A 19,539-nucleotide genomic window follows, 5' to 3' on the forward strand; every position below is an offset into this window, starting at 1 on the left:
TACAGTTATTATCATTTATACCAGTGCCCGGTCGAGATGTACATACCCGCCATCTACATGAATGAGTTGCCCGGTAGTATGACTTGATTTTTCCGACAGCAGGAAGGCGGTCATTTGTGCAATTTCTTCCGGAGTGGTCATGCGTTTTTCCAGTGGGATGCGTTCCACGATGCTGGCCAGTTTGGAGGCTTTGTCGGCGAAGGTGTTGATCCAGCTTTCGTACAGCGGTGTCCAGGATTCAGCCACCACGATGGCATTTACACGGATGCTGTAAGGAAGCAGTTCTACGGCCCATTCGCGCGTCAGAGCATTGCGGCCGCCGTTGGCAGCGGCATAGGCGGAGGTATTTCCCTGGCCGGTTTCTGCGGTTTTGGAGGTGATATTCACAATAGCGCCTTTGCTGTTTTTCAGCTGGGGTAAAGCATGATGAGCGATCAGGTAGTAGTGTACCAGGTTGCGGTGGAGCGACTGCATAAACGCTTCATAATTTCCTTTTTCCAGTCCTACGCCATCGTTGACGCCGGCATTGTTCACGAGGCCGTCGATGCGGCCAAATAAATTCACCACTGCGGCTACTGCCTTTTTGCAGGCTTCCGGTTGTGTAAGCTCTGCTACTACCTGTGCGGCTTTGCCACCGGCCTGTTCAATGCGTTCCACCTGTTGCAGGTTGTCGGCTTCGCTTCTGCCGATGATCACCGGAATGGCGCCTTCCTGCGCCAGTACCGAAGAGATGGCGGCGCCGATGCCTTTGGCGCCGCCGGTAACGAGGATGATTTTATCTTTTAAGCCAAGATCCATAAGTAGTGTTTATAAGGGATTTTTAGAGAGTTCACCGTTGATCTGCCGCCATATCTGTAAGGGATTGCCGTCCTGGAGTTCAGGGGGCAGGAGATAGGCGGGAAAGTCCTGGTAACATACCGGGCGGCAGAAACGATAGATGGCCATCGTACCTACAGAAGTGCCCGCAGCGGGGGTAGTGGCAGGCCATGGTCCGCCGTGTACCATTGCATGACTAACGGCTACGCCTGTAGGAAAACCATTGATGATGATCCTGCCGGCTTTTTCCCGGAGGATGTCGATCAATGTAGCGTGTTCCTGCAGATCATCTGTAGTGCCGTGGATGGTGGCGGTGAGCTGACCTTCCAGGCGTCTGGCCAGTGTATAGAGTTCTTCTATGCCGCCTGCATGGATGTGGAGGGAAGAAGGACCGAATACTTCGTGGCAGAGCGCGGGATTTTCAAGTGCCTGTGCGGCCGTGATCTGCAACAGGCTGGGAGTGGCCTGTTGATCCGCGCTGCCAGCTTTACCCAATAAGGTAACTCCTTGTTCCTGTAAGGTAGCAATGCCCTGCTGGTAGGCCTTTAGAATGCCCGGTGTGAGCATATACCCGGTGGGCATGCTGCTGATGCCCCGTTGTAATGCGTGGATAAAAGCTTCGCTGGCATCCCCTGCCGAAGTGAGAAACAAACCGGGATTGGTGCAGAACTGCCCCGTGCCCATGGTGAGGGATTGCAGGAAGGCGGTGGCCAGTGCGGCGCCTTGTTCCTGTAAAATACCCGGTAAAAAGAATACGGGGTTTACGCTGCCCATTTCTGCATATACCGGAATGGGTACGGCTCTGCGTGTAGCCGTATCATATAGTGCCTTGCCGCCCTGGAAAGAACCGGTAAAGGCAATGGCGGCCACCAGTGGATGTGCGGCCAGGTATTGCCCGGTTTCATGGGAGGTGCCATGGAGCAGGGAAAATACGCCATCGGGCATATCGGTGCGAAGGGATGCTTTGCGTATAGCCGTGGCAGTTAAATGGGAGGTGTGCGGATGTGCGGGATGCGCCTTGAATACGACGGTGCAACCGGCAGCCAGCGCAGCGGTGGTATCTCCACCGGCAACAGAAAAGGCCAGCGGAAAATTACTTGCACCGAATATACCGGTAACGCCTATAGGAATCTGCATCTGGCGCAGATCTGGAGTGGGTGTGGTGATACGGGCGTTTACCCAGGAGCCTTCTGTTAGTAATGCTGCAAACAGGCGTAGCTGCCCGGTAGTACGATCACGCTCTCCCTGCAGGCGGGCCAGTGGCAATCCGCTTTCCGATGCCGCTACGTGGATGAGTTCATCTCCCAAAGCCGTTATTTCTTCTGCGATAGCGGTTAAGAAAGCGGCTCTTTGCGCGGAGGAGGTTTTCTTGTATATATTAAATGCCTGTGCTGCCAGGTTCAGGGCGGTATCTGTTTCCCCGGTGGTGGCTTCCCGGAATTCCTGCGGAAGCCATTGCTGCTGTTGCGGCGCGAAGGCACGGAAGGTATGGTCGCCTTCACCTGAAAAATTATGTCCGATCAGTTGTAATCCAATTAACGAAGTTCTGTTCATCTTCCTGTTTTTTTGTGATTAGTTTACTTCCAGTTCATTCATCGACGGCAGTTTTGGGAAAGGCGCATGTGGTTCGCGCTGGTACCAGTACACAACGCTGCTGATATCGGATTGCTGGGGCAGATAACGTCCGCCGCTGCGCCAGCCCAGGTCCTGGATGGTGATTTTCAGTTCTTTTTCAAAACGGATGGGATCCATGATGTGCCAGCGGTACAGGCCGAAACGTTGCTGTGATTTATATAATCCGTCCGGGCGTATTACCTGTGATAATCCGGAATAGGGCGTGCAGAATTCCTGGTAACGGCCTTTGGTATCGAAGTTATAGGAGCCGCAGAAATAGTCTTCCGTACCGGTACCGCAGATTGTAGGATATTGTTTGTCGCCATCCATGAAGAATTTAATTTCTCCTTCGCCCCACCAGCCGTTGTTGTTAACGCCCCAGGCGAGGTAAGTACCTACGTACTGGCCCTTGCCTTTTACGCCGTCTATCATTGTGAAACTGGCGTCTTTTACAGGATTGTTGCGGCGGAACTGTGCGTGAAAGTAACCCGCATCTTCCGGTACCGTAGTGAGGGTGTAATCTACCTGGTAGTAGAGGGTCATTCTTTCCGCGTTGATGTTTTCCATGGTAATGCGGCATTTCTTGCGGAAGGGCATGGCCCAGTAGCAGTTGAATGCGCTGCCGGGATTTACACATACCGGCAATGAATTGAGGGGGGCATATTCGCCCCATCCCATGCCGAAGAAATCACCTACGGGTACTTCTACAGAAGGGGTGGTTTCATCGTCCCAGTAGAAACGGAGAATGGAGTAGCGCCAGTTGCCGGTAGGGGTCATCCAGATATGCTGTATGGCGCCCGGACCGGTAATTTCTGCCAGGGTAAAAGTTTTGCCGGGTTCTATATGAATGTATGGATTTACTTTCCAGCCCTGGCCCAGTTCCCTGGCGGCGCCACTGGCATTACCCTTTTCCAGTGTGGCCATGCCGCCTTTGCCGGGCTCGCCGGTGAAGTTCTCCGGACTGATGGACCGCGTTTTGGCGTCCGACAAACGGTAAAGGTTGCCCATATTCATGTCCAGACCATTGAACGGTTGCTGGGCGCTGGTGATGGTCCAGCTGAAGAGCGCAATAAAAGACAGGAACAATAGTTTTTTCATCATGCGTGGTATTAAAAGATTAGGTTTTACAGTGGATGCTTAACAATGCTTTATCGTTTAAGCAAAAGGGTCATTTAAAAAAGATACTGCTGATAGGATCATTGGCTGCCACAGGATTTTCTCACGATCAGCGTGGTATCGATGCAAATATTGGAAACGGCGGTGGTATTGTCTTTGATCTGATCCAACAGCACACGTACTGCGGCTTTTCCCATATCCAGAATGGGTTGTTTTACGAACGTTACCGGTGCATAAAACAGGTCCAGCGCTTCTGCTTCGTCAAAGGTGATCACCGCCAGATCGTTGGGTATGTGTATACCCAGGGTATTGATATATTTCAGTCCTTCTATGGCCAGGCTATTGGTGGCAAAGAAAAGGGCATCGGCCGGGTGTTTACCTTTCAGTAACCCGTCGATGGCTGTTTCTATATCTGTTTTCAGGTGGGAATAACGCGCCCTTTTGAGCAAACTGGCGGGCGCAGGCAACTCATGCTGCTGCAAAGCCGCCTGGTAGCCCTGAATCCGCTCACTGATATGTTGCAGTGTTGTTTTATAGGCTACCATGCCAATGCGCTTCCTCCCGGCTTTCACCAGGTGGGAAACAGCCTGGAATGCCGCTTCCTGGTTATTCACCGTAATATGGTTGGCCGCAATCTCCGGGAAGTAGCGGTCTATCAGCACAAATGGCACATGCTGCGACTGGAGTTGCAGGAGTTGTTGTTCCGAGCCTTCGGTAGGCGTAATGATCAATCCATCTACCTGACGGTTCAGCAACACATGGATCAGGTCCTGCGATTTATCTACATTTTCGTCGGAGCTGCCAAAGATAACGGTGTAGTTATTCTTCTTGGCTTCGTCTTCGATAGTCCGCGCAATGTTGCCGAAGAACGGGTTCGAGATATCGGCGACAATCAGTCCGATCGTAAAAGAGCGGCCGCTTTTCAGACTGCGGGCAATATGATTGGGCTGATAGTTCAGCTGCCGGGCTATTTCCCGAATCTTTTTAGCCATTTCTTCCCCGATGCGGGCCTCTTTCTCCTTGTTAGTCAATACATAAGACACCAGTGCCGTGGATACACCAGCTGCTGTAGCGATATCTTTCAGGGAGACCTTCTTCATGTTTTAAAAATATGCTTAAACGTTCAAGCATGCAAGTTTTTTGGGAGATATTTTTGGGAAAGGAGGGGCGGGGTGAAATTTTTGCACCGCATATTCCCTGCAGATGGCATCTCTCAAAAAATATTTTCATTCCCGCTTTTTCAACTGACAAACAGCTGTCACCTTGGCCTCCTAGCTTTGTTTCCGGAAGTTATCCAACACACAAAACACAAACAATTATGAAAGCTTTACAGCCCTTTAACATTGATGTACCGCAAACCGTATTGGAAGACCTGGCACTCCGCCTGAAACAGACCCGCTGGACCGATGAACCCGAAAACGCCGGCTGGAACTATGGTACCAATCCGCAATACCTCAGAGAACTGGTGGCATACTGGCAACAGGGATTCGATTGGCGCAAACAGGAAGCCCTGTTGAACAGCATTCCGCAATTCACTGCTGAAGTAGATGGTGTTCAGCTTCATTTCGCCTATATAAAAGGAAAAAATGCGAATTCACAACCCTTGCTGCTCACACACGAATGGCCCGATTCGTTTTTCCGCTTTTATAAAATTATCCCCCTGCTCACTACCGGCGAAACTACCTTCGACCTGATTATCCCGTCTATACCGGGTTTCGGCTTCTCACAGAAAGTGGCGGTATCTTCCGCCAGGGCCGCCAGCCTGTTCAGTCAACTGATGACGGATGTACTCGGATATGAGCAATACCTGGCTGCGGGCGACTTCTCTATTACTACCTCACTGGCGCAACAATTCCCTGAGCAGGTGAAAGCGATTCATCTCACGGATACCGGTTATCCGAATGGTACGGAAGACTGGAGCACTATGTCGCCCGCAGAGCAGGAGTTTGGCCAGTTTATCCAGGGCTGGTGGTTTATGGAAGGAGCGTTTAACATGATCCAGTCCACCAAGCCACAAACGCTCGGATACGCTTTGAATGATTCACCCGTAGGACTTGCCTCCTGGATCCTGGAGAAATTCTATGCCTGGAGTGATACGAAAGGAAATATCGAAAACAGTTTTACCAAAGATGAAATACTCACCAATATCATGATCTATTGGGTCACTGAAACCATCAACACCGCTATCAGGAGATACCTGGAAGATGCGCGTGCCATGTTCGGGCAGGGTGGTCCTCAACCGGTGCCGAAAACGATGGTGCCTACGGCGGTATCTGTTTTTCCGGCCGACAGTAACACACCGGAAGAATGGGCCGCCCGCCGGGTAAATCTGCAACGGTTCAGTAAACTGCCGGTTGGTGGCCGCTTTGCCGCTCTGGAACAACCGGAATTGTATTCAAAAGAAATACGGACCTTTGGGCAATTATTTTCCTGATGAAAGATTATCTGTTCACCTCCGCGCGTCTTGGCTTCCGTTACTGGGAAGAAACCGACCTGGTTCCTTTTTGTGAAATGGGCAAAGACCCGGAGGTGATGCAATTTTTCCCGGCGACGTTGCCGGAGCAGGATTCCATAGCCATGGTGGCCCGGATCAGGCAACACTTTTCAGAGAAAGGTTACGGTCTTTATGCAGTAGACCTGCTATCTACCCAAAAATTTATCGGGTTCATCGGGTTGTCCACCCCGCGTTTTGATGCATATTTTACCCCTTGTACAGAAATAGGCTGGCGCTTGCGGCGGGATGCCTGGGGCCGGGGACTGGCAACGGAAGGGGCTATACGATGTTTGTCATATGCGTTCGAGACGTTTGATTTTTCCGAAATTTATTCGTTTACAGCTGTTATCAATCAACCCTCTGAGCGGGTAATGCAGAAAGCGGGTATGCAACAGGTAGGTACTTTCCAACACCCGATGGTGGCGGATGACAGCCCGCTGAAAGCACATGTGTTGTATCGCATGGCGCGACCCGGCAGCTTGTAAATGTAGCGGCAATCCCCTACATTTAGGGATATGATACAATTGGAAACATTTACACCGGAAGATTTCGACCGTTTTATGTCATGGGTCGACAGTGAAGAAGCACTGGTTCAGTTTGCCGGTCCGTTGTTTACCTACCCGTTAACCTACGAACAACTTGAAAATTATCTTCATCAGACAAAGAAGCGGCCCTTTAAGATCAGACTGACGGAAACCGGCGATGTGATTGGTCATTGTGAATTGAATTTCGAAAAAGAGATGCCCCGTTTGTCTCGTATCCTGATAGGGGATCAACGCATGCGTAATAAAGGGTTGGGTAAACAGGTGGTAAAGGAGCTGGTGAAATTATTGTTTACCACTACGGATCATACGGCTGTGGATCTGAGCGTATATGAGTGGAATCATAATGCGATTACCTGTTACGAACAGATGGGCTTCCGTATTAACACAGGGCAGGGTACTACTATCGTAGTAGGTGGAAAGGAATGGAAAGCGCATAATATGGTGTTGCAGAAAGCCGACTGGCAATTTTAATTACATATCAACAGCATGGAAAAATCATCTGGAAATTTTGGAAAACTCGCCGCTCTTTTCCCGAATTGTGTGGTAGAAACCGCCGATGGACCCGCCATTGATTTTGACATGCTGAAACAGGAAATCAGTCATGCTACCGTGGAGGGCCCCGCTGAACGCTTCCGGCTGGAATGGCCCGGCAAACGTGCCGCTCTCGCTGCTGCCCATCAACCGCCTACTCATCGGCTGTATCCGGTGCATGCGGAATCCGTTAACTTCGACAACACCCAAAACAGCTATATAGAAGGCGATAACCTGGAGGTGTTAAAATTACTACAGGAAAGCCACGCCGGAAAAATAAAGATGATCTATATTGACCCGCCCTACAATACCGGGAGAAACTTTGTATACGACGATAATTTTACACAGCAGAAAACGATTCAAACAGTTAATCCGGAGGCCGCCAGCCGTTATCATGCCAACTGGTTATCCATGATGTATCCCCGCCTGAAACTGGCCAGTACCCTGCTTTCGGCCGAAGGCCTTATCTTTTTGTCTATCGACGACCGGGAACTACATCATCTCTGTAGTATGTGTGATGAAATTTTCGGAGAGATGAACTTTGTGAGTTGCTTTCCACGCATCACCAAGAAAGCCGGTAAATCCACTCATATGGTGGCGAAGAATCATGATTATGTGTTGTGTTACCGCCGCTCACCCGGCGCCTGCTTTAATCCCTATGCGTTTGAAGCACAGGGATACGACCATGCAGATGAATATGAAGAAGAAAGAGGGAAATATAAACTGAGTCAGACATTGGATTACAGCTCTATTCAATATTCTCCTTCCATGGATTACGAAATTGAAATAGAGGGGCAGGTACTCCGGCCGGGTAATGCCACCCGGGAGGCGATGTTACAACGGCAGGCACGTAATCCGGCCAGTGATTTTTGCTGGAGATGGAGTAAAGGACTGTATGAATTTGGATACAAACAAGGCTTCGTGGTATTGAAGCAATCCAGGAACGGCTATCGCATTTATACCAAAACATACGAGCGGGCCGTCATTTCCCGCCAGGGTCATGCGTATACAGTAGAAACAAAAGCACGCACCAAAGCTTATTCCTCTCTCGACCTTCTGGATAACCGGTTTTCGAACGACAATGCCAAAAAGGACATGTACAAATTATTTGACCGTCACATTTTTGAATATTCAAAACCGGTGTCCCTGCTCAGTGAATTGATTTCTATGGCTACGGCGGAAGGAGATATAGTGCTGGATTTCTTTTCCGGATCAGCTACCACTGCACATGCCGTGTTATCGATAGCCGCGCTTTCAGGCAAGCAACGGCAATTTATCCTGGTGCAGCTGCCACAGGCTACGGACGAAAAGAGTGAAGCTTATCAGGCTGGTTACAAAAATATATGTGAGATCGGGAAAGAGCGGATCCGCAGAGCTGCAAAAGCAATCCGGGAGGAAACAGGCGTGATCACAGACGACGGTTTCCGGGTATACCGGCTGGAGAGGAACGTATTTCCGGAATAATTTTATATTTGATGATGGGCATTGTCCAATTATTCCCATTCCGTTTGTTGTAGGTATAGTATTCACATTTAAATCTATTTGACATGAATGAATTTATGCTGATTTTCAGACACGAGGATGGTAATAAGGTCGCCTCTCCGGAGCAGATCCAGGTCTGGATGAAACAAACCATGGACTGGATCGGGGGTATTGCCGCCCAGAACAAATTTGTGGAAGGTAACGGCCTGCCTTTTGCCGATGCGCGCGTGGTGCGTCCTCATAATGTAGTGACCAACGGACCTTTCGGTGAAATCAAAGAAACTATTGGCGGATATATTATTGTGAAAGCCGACTCTGTAGAAGAGGCGGTGGAATTTGCCAAAGGCTGCCCTGTATTACAGGGCGATGGCAATAGTGTGGAAGTGCGCCGCGTAGATCGTCATTAAATAAGTTAAAGCCCCTGCAACAGGGGCTTTTTTATATGAAACAACCGGAACTGATACCGCATTTATTCCGGACGGAATTCCGGAAAATTACCGCCGTACTCTGCAAGGTATTCGGGTTTGAACACCTGGAAACGGCGGAAGACCTCGCGAGTGAAACTTTTTTATCTGCCATGGAAACCTGGCCTTATAAAGGTATCCCGGAAAACCCTACTGCATGGCTTTATCTCGTGGCCAAAAATAAAGCAAAGAATTACCTGCAGCGGCATCATCTCTTTACAACAAAAATAGCCGGACAATTACAGCCAGATGCTTCCGGTAATGAGACACCCGACATTGACCTGTCTGATAAAAATATAACGGACAGTCAGTTGCAGATGATGTTTGCGATCTGTCATCCGGCTATTTCTACAGAAGCGCAGATCGGTCTTGCGCTTCGCATTCTCTGTGGTTTTGGTATCACCGAAATTGCGGATGCTTTTCTGACGAATAAAGAAGTCATCAACAAGCGGTTATTCAGAGCCAGAGAGAAACTGAGGGAAGAGAAAGTGCAGCTGGAACTTCCCGGGGAAAGCGACATCAAAAAACGCCTGGATACGGTGCTTACTACATTGTACCTGCTTTTTAATGAAGGGTATTATTCTGAAAGTCAGGATGCCGTACTGCGTGAAGATCTTTGCCTGGAAGCCATGCGCTTAACTTATCTGCTGATAGAAAATGAAGTGACCAACCAGCCGGAAGTAAATGCACTCTTTGCCCTGATGTGTTTTCATGCGTCCCGGTTTGAAGCCCGGAAAAGTGAAAACGGGGAAATTATCCTGTACCAGGACCAGGATGAATCGCTTTGGAATGAGGAACTTATTGCCAAAGGGGCGTGGCATCTGCATCAGGCATCCGGTGGCGATAAAAAGTTGTCGCGATACCACCTGGAAGCCAGCATTGCCTGGTGGAATACCCGGAAAGAGGATAGTCCGGAAAAGTGGGAGCATATCCTCCAACTCTATAACCGTTTGCTACAAATGGTATGGTCGCCGGTAGCGGCGCTGAACCGGACCTACGCCCTTTCCAAAGCCAATGGTAAAGCCGCCGCCATTGCAGCGGCAGCGCAACTGCAACTGACGGACAATCATTATTATTATGTGTTGCTGGGTGAACTGTATACAGGCATTGATAATGACCGGGCAAAAGGCCATCTGCAAAAAGCACTTTTACTCGCAAGAACGGAGACGGATAAACGAACTATCCGGGCAGCGTTGAGCAGGTTGTGAATATCAGCTGCCGGCCTTCAAAGCACTTTTAAATGCAGCCGTAATGGCGGCGTTATCTCTTCTTAATATCGTGGCATTTACCATCATCCTGGATGCTCCGTATGGTTGTGGCTGACCCACAATGATGCCTTGTTCATTCCGCAGCCAGTGCGCCATTTTTACAGTGTCGATCTTTTTATCGAAGCGGAGGTCAAAGATATTGGTACCTCTTTCCCGCGCAGTGATTTCCAGTCCACCGAGGGTGTTCAGCGATTTGAAGAGCGATTGTGCTTTTGTAATAGCTGCCTGCAGCACCTGGTCAATGTCTTGCAGGTGATGCAAGGCCATGGCAGCGTTCCCCCAGTTGGTGAAAATACCGCCGCCATGTACTTTTATCAGGTGGGGCATTTTATCGATCACCTTTTTTTCGCCGCAGAGTACAGCGCCGCCCTGTGCGCCGAGATATTTATACAGGCAGAGATATACGGTATCAAAGTGTTTGGCGTAGTCGATCACTTTATTGCCGGTAAAGGCGGCAGAAATATGTAACCGGGCGCCGTCGAGGTGGGTCTTGATACCCTGTTCGCGGCAATAGTCGGTGATGCGGATGATTTCTTCCAGCGGAAAATAAGTATTGGTGTATCTCCGCACGGGCGTTTCGATAGAAAGCGCGCCCACCGGGGCTTCAAAGGCTTCTTCTGTTTTGTGCCAGTTTACCGCTGCTTTGAGTTCTTCCAGGGTAAAAGTAGCATGGTCTTTTCCTAAAGGAATCAGTCTTTTGTGAAAGATAGTTTGCGACGCATCTGCCTCATCGCGGTACACGTGGCTGCTTTCCTGTACCATTACTTTGGGATTTTCGCCAGAGAGCACCTGCAACGCCAACTGATTACTCAGCGTACCGGAGGGTAAATACACGGCAGCTTCTTTCCCGGTGATTTCACAGCATTTGTCCAGCAGTTCTTTCATGGTGCCATCTGTTCCGTAAAAATCCCGGCCGATCGGATGTTTTTGCTGGATCATTTGCAATTGTTGCAGATAATCGAATGGTCTGTAAAAAATGCCATCGTTAATAAAATAAATTTTTTCGCTATCCTTATCAGGATCCGTAAAACCGGGGGCAGGGGTAGCGTGGGAACCCAGTGGCAAAGCACCGGCGAGGGCAGATAAAGCACTCGCTTTTAAAAAATGTCTGCGTTGAATATAGGTCATAAGCACTGTATTGAAGGCCTGTTGCCGGAAAGAAGAAACAGGCGGGTTACAATTGCTGCTAAATATAAGGAAACCAGTCCGTCATTTATTCAGATGCCTTCCGTAGCAATATCGTTGTCGTTCCTGCCGGTGGTTTGGGGCAACAGGTGTAGCATCCAGGCGACTATCCCAAGGCAAACGATGCTGCCGGCAAGGCCCCGGTTGAGCGCTTTGCTGTAATCCGGCAGTGTATGATAACCGTTGATCACACTATAGAAGATTCCTCCGAGTATACTGATGCCGAGTGCAGAAGCTGTTTGCTGGAACGTAGAGAATACCCCTGCAGCTACGCCCGCAAACTTTACCGGTACACTTTTTAACACGATGTTGAGCAGGAAAGGTAATACCAGTCCGTTCCCCAGGCCATATAAACCTATCAGCAATACCACCGGTGTACTGCCTACCCCGGGTCTGAAAAATAGTATCTGGAGTAAGAAGGAGCTGAGGATAATGATAAGACCCGTCTGTAACACACTTTTCCCAAATTTCACAATCAGCCTGGCGGCCAGCATAGACGAGATCATGAATAGTACGGCATGAAGGAGGAAGCAGGCGCCGCAATCCAGCGCCGTATAGCCAAGCCCGTTCTGAAGGTACACCGCGCTCATGAGCAGGAAAGCAGTATGCATCATGAAGTGAAAGAGTACGGCGATCAGCCCGATGTTGAACTCCCGGATTTTAAAGAGGGCCGTGTCGATCAGGCTGCCTTGCCGCAGCTGAATCTTTGCTTGCTGGTGACGGATAAAGTATACGAAAATGAAGGCGGAGCATATCATCAGGCCGATGGCCCATAGTGGCCAGCCCATTTCCCGTCCTTTTGTCAGCGGATAAATAAGACATACAAGACCAGTGGTAAGGATCAGGGCGCCGGAGTAATCAAATTGCTGCCCGGTGTCTTTGGGTGTTTCGTCGAGAAATTTCCGGATGGCCCACATAGAAAGGATTCCTACTGGTAAGTTGATGAAGAAGATCAGCCGCCAGCCGGGTATCAGGAAATGAGTAGCTACCAGGTAGCCACCGAGCATCTGTCCGATGATAGCTGCAATACTGAGGGTGATGCCATACCAGCCAATGGCTTTGGCTCTTTCCTGCTGACCCGGAAACAATACCTGTATCAGCGCAATGGATTGTGGTACCATGAGTGAAGAACTCACTCCCTGGAGAAAGCGCATGATATTGAGTTGCGGCGGTGTTTGTGATAATCCGCAGCCGCAGGAGGTGAGGGTGAAGAAAAACATTCCCCAGAAGAAGATCTTTTTTCTGCCGAGGTAATCACCGGCTCTCCCGCCGGTGATCAGGAAGGAGGCGCTGCCTAGCAGGTATCCGGCAATAACCAGCTGTATTTCCCCGTCTGTGGCGTGTATACCGCTTTTGATGCCGGGTATGGCCATGTTGATAATGAATATATCAATGACATAAAGTAGCGGGGCCGTTAAAATAACGGTCAGTGCCAGCCATTTGGAATGGCGGCCAGGGTTCCTGGTCATAATATGATAGTGGGTTTAAGTGAGTGGGATTTGTTACCGGTTTTTTTGTTCCAGGTCCAGCAGCCATTGCTTTCTCCAGATACCGCCACCATAGCCTGTGAGGTGGCCGTCTTCCCCGATTACGCGGTGACAGGGGATAAGAATGGAGATCCGGTTCATGCCATTGGCATTGGCTACTGCCCGGATGGCTTCCGGTTGTTGTGCAACGATGGCCTGTTGCTTATAGGAGCGGGTGGTGCCATAGGGGATGTCGCGCAGGATATTCCAGATGGATTGCTGGAAAGGTGTACCGGGCGTATAGAGTGGCACGGTGAATGTTTTGCGGCGGCCCTCAAAGTATTCTTCCAGCTGTTGTTGCAATACCTCAAAATGCGGGTTGCTTCCCTGGAGGATATTGGCATTGAGCAGTTTGGCCAGTTGTTTCAATTCTGTTTCCAGCATTTTCCGGTCGGTAAACTCCAACAGGCAGATACCCTGTTGCACAGCGGCGGCAAACATGGTACCCAGCGGGGTTTCGAGTCTTGTGATATTGATCAGCTGTTTATCTTTGCTCTGTGATGGCGCTACACCGAATATTGATTTAAAGGAATCAGAAAATCCGCTGAGGGATTCATAGCCTGTATCAAAAGCGACTGCAGTTACCGATTCGCCATGTTGTATTTTTTTGAAGGCGGCGTTAATGCGGAACATGCGCTGATAGGCCTGGAAGGTGATACCATGATTTTTCAGGAACCATCTTCTGATGGTGATTGGTTCTATTCCTTTGCTGACGAGGTCGCTGTCCCGGAATTTCCGGGAAGGATCTGTTTGCAGTTCCTTGAGGATTTCTTTGATCACGGGAGGTGTTTCATTCAGTTTTTCCAGCGGGCTGCAAACTTTGCATGGCCGGTATCCTTTGGTGATGGCATCTTTGGTGGTTTTAAAGAATTCTACATTTTCCTTTTTGGGCTTCCTGGCGGTGCAGGTGGGGCGGCAAAAAATCCCTGTTGTTTTTACCGCTGCTATGAAGCTGCCTTCATAAGCTGCATTTTTGTCGAGAAGCGCCTGGTACATGATTTCATCCGTCAGCATGTATATCTTTTTCTCAAAAGTACGTTAGTTGTAGGGGGGTGGCAACCGGAAAATGAACAAGTATTTTTTGGCGGCGGTTTCATCCGTGTTGCACCGCCAACAATATCCGGTACCGTTTGTTAAGATAGAAGAGGTTTTTACGACATGCAGAAAAATACAGGTTTATGAAGAAGTATATCGGACTTTTTTTATTGTGTCTTCCCCTTGTAACGCTGGGGCAGCGGGAGAAGCTGCTCTACGGATATGCCTATGGGATGATACATGACGGCAACGCCGGTGGCGGCGTGATCGCCAATGTAGAGTTGCTGAATCATTTTATCAGTGTGGGACCGGGAGTGGAAGTAACTTCCTACAATGATCATACTTTGATCCCGGTGTTTGCGGATGTGAAGATCAAGCATCGCTTTCTGCATATCGATCCTTATATCACCGGACAGTTTGGGCGCAACGGTTATAATGTAGATCGTACTGCACCGGTGTCTAACGGGACCGGGCAGGAGATGATCACATTTAATGAATCAGGAAAATATTTTTATGGCGTAGGGGCAGGTGTGGCCTGGCATTTTTCCAAAATAGGCGTGTTTGCATCCTATATCTACCGGGGATACCAATATCGTTATCCAGATAGCGTGGATGCCGACACTCATGTTGTGAACTTTGGCGACCGTGCGGTGAATGCGAGCGTATTTAATATCGGTATTGTATTCTGACAGAGGTTTTCATTTCCCCATTGAAAGATTTGCGCTGTAAGGCCGAGCAGGGAGATACCGCTGCCGGTGAGGTGATAGATAACGATTTGCGGGTGCTTGCTGACGATCACTTCGCGGCTGATCAGTCCGTGTTTTTCCAGCTCTCTTAAATGTCCGGTCAGTATTTTTTTGCTGATCCGGGGCATTTTCTCCTGTAGTAGTCCAAACCGGTTAATGTCCTGCCGGATTAAATACAAAATCACGGGTTTCCACTTTCCACTGATGAGTGCTATTGTTTTGCTCACCGGGCAGATGCCCGCATCATAGTGCTGATTTGTTATTTCCATCTCCCGAAAATTTTAAAAAAAGTGAATAGTTACCATCCGGTAACTACTTGATTGCCCTCCCGGCCCGCTTTAGCTTTGCTGGTATAAAAATACAAAACATGTTGAAGCCAGTAAAAAAAGAGCAAGGCAAAGTAAGTCTTTATAGCAATATCCTGATGATACTTACCTCTGTTCACCACGCCTATGGCGCAGTTGTTTATCATACGCCCTGGCGTATGCATATCCTTTTTATGAGTGTGCCGATGATCCTTGTTACACTGTTGCTGAACCGTGTGCTGCAGCAAAAGGCCGATAGAAGCGGTTGGGCCTGGGTTTTCGGGAGTCTGGTGTTACTGCTATCTGTGATGATGATCGGTACTTATGAGGGATTGTATAATCATGTGCTGAAGAATGTGCTGTACTTCGGTGGCTTGTCTGCCCGCGGGATGGCGATGTTTTTCCCGCCTTCCATGTATGAGTTGCCCAATGATGCATTGTTTGAAGTAACCGGAATGTTGCAGGGAGTGGTGGTGATACCGTTGGTAATACATTTTATTGGCTGGGTACGCGGGTTGTTGAATAGCACAACATGAACTGATCATTCTGTAAATTCAGGTCAGCAGAGATGGTCAGGCAAAAAGTATTGTCTAAATTGCGACCTTGAAAATGACAATACCATTTGAAATTCACCTGACCGTCGACGGTCTGCCGGCGGAAGAGACAAACGCTTTCGTACAATGTTGTACGTTAGAAGGCGCCAAACCACTGCTGATGGAATTATCCAGGGGAGCCTGTATCAGGCAGCCTATGCTAACTAAAGTGTTGTATGCCACATCGCTGGATACCGTACTAACGGATACGGATATGCTGTGCGGCCGGTTACTGTCGGCGGGTTATACCGTAAACCGCGTGAAAATAGAAATTCCCGCTGATCAGGCGGCTACGTGGCAGGAACCAGCCCTCTACTTTGAGTGGCATGGAAAAATCAACTACGTACAGCCGGCTGCGTTATTGCAGCTTTGTGAAAAGCAGGAAGTGCATCTCTCGGTAAATTCCCTGCGCAACGATCCGGATACCCGCTTTATTACGCTGCGGGAATATGGGCCGGAGCCGCTTTTCAGGGAGCGGGTAAGCCGGCTGACGGAGGTGCTTGGCAGCGGTGGCTGGGAGTTGTATAAACAACAGGCAGAGTACTGTGTGTATGATACGAATGTAATGCTGGATAAAGGATGGTTAACCAAATGATAATGATGACCTATGCAGACACCTGAATATACCCATAAAATGATGCTGGCCATAGAAGGCCTTATCCGCAGAGCGGCCGCACTGCAGGTTCCACTGATGCTGAAAGGCAGTATGCTTTCCCGGCAGTATTTTAAAGATCCCACGGTGCGCTATACACATGATGTAGACTGGGTGTACCTGGATCCGCTGATAGACCAGGAGCACGCGGTATCGAAACTCGATCCGATGATGATTGCTATCACAGAAAGTAAGGAATTTGATGGCATCCGTTTTAGAAGTTTCCGGGAAAATCAGTTCTGGCGCAAGATCGACTACGCTATGGCAGATGATTTTCCTACGATTAATACGGATATTCTCACTTTTATCGGGGAAGAAGAAGTAGAGATCAGGAGTGTGGATATTTCTTTTAACCTGGAGATAGATCCCGCAGCAGTTCCACTCACTTATGTACCCCTTACAGGCGAGCCTTTTGTAATTCCATATACCGCGCCATTGGCGTTGCAGGTGTCCTGGAAACTGCATCAGACGCTGGTAAATCCACGGTTGAAAGATCTTTTCGACCTGACTCACCTGTTGCAGCATCCGCAGTTTACTGCGGAAACAAGGGCACAAACTATCCGGGCATTACTGAGTGAATGTCGCCGTGACCGCCTGCCGGCAGTGAACCTGGCTTACCTGGCATCCGGGCAGATTCACCTGTTGTTCACGAAAGAGCCGCTGCAGAAAACCTGGAACTTCTGGAGGTTGGGATTGTTCGAGTATAATGGCAATATCAGTGAGTACTCCGCTCCATTCTGGAATATTACGGATGCAGACAAATTGCCGCTTACAGTGGAAGATTTCATACAGGATTTTTATACGCAATTTTATGCGGCCGGGTTTGATAAAGATTCTTTTGCTGCCTATGAGCAGCCTTCAGGAAAAGTATAATTTAGAGGCCGGGCAGCACCTGAAGTTTTATCCGTTCAATCTGGCGCCGGTGCCGGAGAACGTGTACAATCGCGTGTTCGGCCATTTGTTCCACATCATAAACCTGTCCCCAGCCGGCTTTTATTTTTAAGTCGTCATCAAATTCTTCCAGTTCATGGTCTTTGAACTGATTAAATACTTTTTCCGTGAATTCGAATGCCTGGTTAAGATCTTCCAGGTAGGCGGCCACAGTTACATGAAATGTTTTGGCGGGTCTTGCCAGCGGATGCTTTTTCAGGTTGTAGATACTGGTGGCATAGCCAAAGGCCGAACTTACCACATGTGATAAAATGGTTTGTATAGATCTGCAGTTTTCATCGTTTGTATGCGGATCGGTAATAATGGTCAGTGCTTCATCCGGGAGAGAGAGGATCACTTGCTTTAGGCTGGCAATAGCGCTTTCGTATTCATCAAGCAATGCGCCAATAGCGCCCTGTCTGAAAGTTCGTGTCATGGGTGATAAAATGGTCTGATCAAAAATAGGCTATTCACCAGATAATGGCTAAAAAAGCTACATTTACAGCTATAGCTGCCAAAAAATAAATCTGTTATCCGTATATGCTGTTTATGAGAAAAATGCTATTTGCTGTATTGTTATTTCCCTTTTTGTTTACCAATGCCCAGGATACTGCAAAGAAGCCAGCAGCCACCTTTCCGGGTACAGCCTGGGAGGAGGTGAAAGATCCTGCGGCTTCAGGATGGGATCCGCAGAAATTACAGGAATTAAAGGAGTTTATTATTGACAGTGCCCATACCACCGGCATGATGGTAATACAGCATGGAAAGGTGTTGTTTTCCTATGGAGATATCAAAGAAGTAAGTTATATCGCCTCCTGCCGCAAAAGTATATTGAGTATGCTGTACGGGCCGTTTGTTGAAAATGGAAAAGTAAGACTGGACCAATCGCTCGAACAGCTGGGTATCAATGATGTGGGCGGATTACTGCCCATTGAGCGGAAAGCCACGATCCTGAATCTGCTGACATCCCGATCAGGTGTGTATCATGTGGCGAGTTACCAGGGGGATGAATATCCAATAGCGCCCAACAGGGGCACTGTGGCGCCTGGTAGCCTGTTTTTGTACAATAACTGGGATTTTAACCTGGCCGGTGCTGTTTTTGAAAGGCAGACGGGTGTTGGTATTTATACGGCGATAGATTCTATGCTGGCGGGGCCTTTGAAGATGCAGGACTGGGACAAAAGCATTCAGCATAAAGAGGGAGATAGTACGCAGTCCGAATATCCTGCTTATCCTATGTGGTTTTCGACCAGGGATATGGCCAGGATTGGTTACCTGATGCTCCGTAACGGGCAGTGGGAGGGGCAGCAGGTAATTTCGGCCAGCTGGATCCGTACCATTACCGCGCCTTTTTCTTCTTTCCGGGAAATACGTGCTTACCGTGATGCTGATTATATCAACTTTGGTTATGGCTACTTATGGTGGGTATGGGATGCCCCTTATAACCAGGGGGCTTATAAAGGCGCTTATTCGGCGCAGGGCTATTTTGGACAGTATATTACCGTGTTGCCGGCGCTGGATCTGGTGATTGCGCACAAGACGAACGACAAGTATGAAAGGGCTACCAGCAATTATTTCAATATTGTAGACAGGCTGGTAGCTGCCAACAGTGCGTATGCAGTGGCTCCTGCGGCACCGGCGCAGTATGCAGATAAGAAAGTAACCATCAGTAAAATGTTGCTGGAAAATTATTTTGGTCTGTATCAGTTGCCGTTTGGCACCAACCGGTTGCTGCAGATTGCAGAGCGGAGTGATACGCTCCGTGTGCAGCAGCTTTGGAGTAAAAAAGAAGAGCCACTTTTTCCGGTATCAGACAGTGTTTTTTCTACGGCCTCGGGTACGTTGCTCATTTTTTCAGACCTGCATGATGGAAAGACGGCGAACCTGGTGATCAAAGAAAGAGGATCGGTATTTTCTTCTTTCCGTGTACATCCTTCCGGGGTGGCGCTTTTAGCAGCTTATACCGGTGAGTATCGTCAACCTGAATTACAGACCAGTTACCGGATAACGGTGAAAGACGGGCAGCTTTATGCAAGCAATACGCTGGTAAAGGAGGTGTTTCCATTGAGTGAAACGGATAAGGACCTGTTCAGATCAAAGCAACAGCAGTTCCGGTTTCACCGCTCCGGGGATGGAAAGCAGGTGACTGGTTTTTCTGTTATTACCAAAGGAATGAAGGATGTCCGGTTTACCCGGAAATAATGATTTGTAAGCCTGGCGGGTATGGATAATACTTG

20 protein-coding genes are annotated in these 19,539 nt (G+C 48.9%); 11 read left to right on the forward strand and 9 right to left on the reverse strand.

Annotation, left to right across the window (positions count from 1 at the left end; translation table 11 throughout):
• Positions 1-15 precede the first annotated feature (15 nt).
• From BMW79_RS13695 to BMW79_RS13710, 4 genes are all read right to left on the reverse strand, one after another.
• Positions 16-798, reverse strand: a complete 783-nt coding sequence (locus tag BMW79_RS13695) for an L-fucose dehydrogenase (protein ID WP_089895607.1) — start codon at positions 796-798, stop codon at positions 16-18.
• A 9-nt stretch (positions 799-807) separates the two neighbouring features.
• Positions 808-2,370 carry an aldehyde dehydrogenase (NADP(+)) gene (locus BMW79_RS13700; protein ID WP_089895609.1) on the reverse strand — a complete coding sequence of 521 codons (1,563 nt, stop codon included), beginning with the start codon at positions 2,368-2,370 and terminating at the stop codon, positions 808-810.
• An 18-nt stretch (positions 2,371-2,388) separates the two neighbouring features.
• A complete protein-coding gene (locus tag BMW79_RS13705; protein ID WP_089896888.1) occupies positions 2,389-3,528 on the reverse strand; it encodes a glycoside hydrolase family 172 protein in 1,140 nt (379 codons plus the stop codon).
• A gap of 98 nt (positions 3,529-3,626) precedes the next feature.
• Positions 3,627-4,646 (reverse strand): LacI family DNA-binding transcriptional regulator, encoded by a 1,020-nt coding sequence (locus BMW79_RS13710; protein WP_089895612.1) that lies wholly within the window; start codon positions 4,644-4,646, stop codon positions 3,627-3,629.
• Between the two features lie 218 nt (positions 4,647-4,864).
• On the opposite strand from BMW79_RS13710, the gene BMW79_RS13715 reads away from it, so the two are divergent.
• The 6 genes from BMW79_RS13715 to BMW79_RS13740 all read left to right on the forward strand — a co-directional run bounded on the left by BMW79_RS13715 (position 4,865) and on the right by BMW79_RS13740 (position 10,270).
• A complete protein-coding gene (locus BMW79_RS13715; protein WP_089895614.1) occupies positions 4,865-5,980 on the forward strand; it encodes an epoxide hydrolase family protein in 1,116 nt (371 codons plus the stop codon).
• On the forward strand, positions 5,980-6,525 hold the full coding sequence (locus BMW79_RS13720) for a GNAT family N-acetyltransferase (RefSeq protein WP_089895616.1): 546 nt from the start codon (positions 5,980-5,982) through the stop codon (positions 6,523-6,525). The genes BMW79_RS13715 and BMW79_RS13720 overlap by 1 nt, the downstream gene beginning before the upstream one ends.
• 30 nt (positions 6,526-6,555) lie before the next feature.
• Positions 6,556-7,056, forward strand: coding sequence for a GNAT family N-acetyltransferase (locus BMW79_RS13725; RefSeq protein ID WP_089895618.1), 501 nt, complete (start codon positions 6,556-6,558; stop codon positions 7,054-7,056).
• 15 nt (positions 7,057-7,071) lie between these two features.
• Complete coding sequence (locus tag BMW79_RS13730) at positions 7,072-8,580, forward strand: site-specific DNA-methyltransferase (protein WP_089895620.1); 1,509 nt, start codon at positions 7,072-7,074, stop codon at positions 8,578-8,580.
• Positions 8,581-8,663: 83 nt separating this feature from the next.
• A complete protein-coding gene (locus BMW79_RS13735; RefSeq protein WP_089895622.1) occupies positions 8,664-9,005 on the forward strand; it encodes a YciI family protein in 342 nt (113 codons plus the stop codon).
• A gap of 35 nt (positions 9,006-9,040) precedes the next feature.
• Positions 9,041-10,270, forward strand: a complete 1,230-nt coding sequence (locus tag BMW79_RS13740) for an RNA polymerase sigma factor (RefSeq protein ID WP_089895624.1) — start codon at positions 9,041-9,043, stop codon at positions 10,268-10,270.
• 3 nt (positions 10,271-10,273) lie between these two features.
• Here the strand turns inward: BMW79_RS13740 and BMW79_RS13745 are convergent, their stop codons facing one another.
• The 3 genes from BMW79_RS13745 to BMW79_RS13755 all read right to left on the reverse strand — a co-directional run bounded on the left by BMW79_RS13745 (position 10,274) and on the right by BMW79_RS13755 (position 14,055).
• Positions 10,274-11,458, reverse strand: coding sequence for a threonine aldolase family protein (locus BMW79_RS13745; protein ID WP_089895626.1), 1,185 nt, complete (start codon positions 11,456-11,458; stop codon positions 10,274-10,276).
• Between the two features lie 89 nt (positions 11,459-11,547).
• A complete protein-coding gene (locus tag BMW79_RS13750) occupies positions 11,548-12,984 on the reverse strand; it encodes an MFS transporter (RefSeq protein ID WP_089895628.1) in 1,437 nt (478 codons plus the stop codon).
• A 33-nt stretch (positions 12,985-13,017) separates the two neighbouring features.
• Entirely contained in the window at positions 13,018-14,055 is a 1,038-nt protein-coding gene (locus tag BMW79_RS13755) for a bifunctional transcriptional activator/DNA repair enzyme AdaA (RefSeq protein WP_089895629.1), read from the reverse strand.
• 164 nt (positions 14,056-14,219) lie between these two features.
• Between BMW79_RS13755 and BMW79_RS13760 the strand changes: the two genes are divergently transcribed.
• The gene (locus BMW79_RS13760; RefSeq protein WP_089895631.1) at positions 14,220-14,765 is read left to right on the forward strand and encodes a hypothetical protein; all 546 of its coding nucleotides are present in this window, start codon (positions 14,220-14,222) and stop codon (positions 14,763-14,765) included.
• Here BMW79_RS13760 and BMW79_RS13765 read toward each other — a convergent pair.
• Complete coding sequence (locus BMW79_RS13765) at positions 14,699-15,091, reverse strand: winged helix-turn-helix transcriptional regulator (RefSeq protein WP_089895634.1); 393 nt, start codon at positions 15,089-15,091, stop codon at positions 14,699-14,701. The genes BMW79_RS13760 and BMW79_RS13765 overlap by 67 nt on opposite strands.
• A 98-nt stretch (positions 15,092-15,189) precedes the next feature.
• Between BMW79_RS13765 and BMW79_RS13770 the strand changes: the two genes are divergently transcribed.
• From BMW79_RS13770 to BMW79_RS13780, 3 genes are all read left to right on the forward strand, one after another.
• Positions 15,190-15,663 (forward strand): hypothetical protein, encoded by a 474-nt coding sequence (locus tag BMW79_RS13770; protein WP_089895636.1) that lies wholly within the window; start codon positions 15,190-15,192, stop codon positions 15,661-15,663.
• Positions 15,664-15,736: 73 nt separating this feature from the next.
• Complete coding sequence (locus BMW79_RS13775) at positions 15,737-16,315, forward strand: hypothetical protein (protein ID WP_089895638.1); 579 nt, start codon at positions 15,737-15,739, stop codon at positions 16,313-16,315.
• Positions 16,316-16,327: 12 nt separating this feature from the next.
• Positions 16,328-17,245, forward strand: coding sequence for a nucleotidyl transferase AbiEii/AbiGii toxin family protein (locus BMW79_RS13780; RefSeq protein ID WP_089895640.1), 918 nt, complete (start codon positions 16,328-16,330; stop codon positions 17,243-17,245).
• A gap of 1 nt (position 17,246) precedes the next feature.
• Here BMW79_RS13780 and BMW79_RS13785 read toward each other — a convergent pair whose 3' ends face one another.
• Complete coding sequence (locus tag BMW79_RS13785; protein ID WP_089895642.1) at positions 17,247-17,738, reverse strand: DinB family protein; 492 nt, start codon at positions 17,736-17,738, stop codon at positions 17,247-17,249.
• Between the two features lie 113 nt (positions 17,739-17,851).
• Between BMW79_RS13785 and BMW79_RS13790 the strand changes: the two genes are divergently transcribed.
• Positions 17,852-19,504 (forward strand): serine hydrolase domain-containing protein, encoded by a 1,653-nt coding sequence (locus BMW79_RS13790; protein WP_177192158.1) that lies wholly within the window; start codon positions 17,852-17,854, stop codon positions 19,502-19,504.
• Positions 19,505-19,539 lie beyond the last annotated feature (35 nt).

The organism is Chitinophaga arvensicola (genome assembly GCF_900110835.1).
GTDB classification, from domain to species: Bacteria; Bacteroidota; Bacteroidia; order Chitinophagales; family Chitinophagaceae; genus Chitinophaga; species Chitinophaga arvensicola.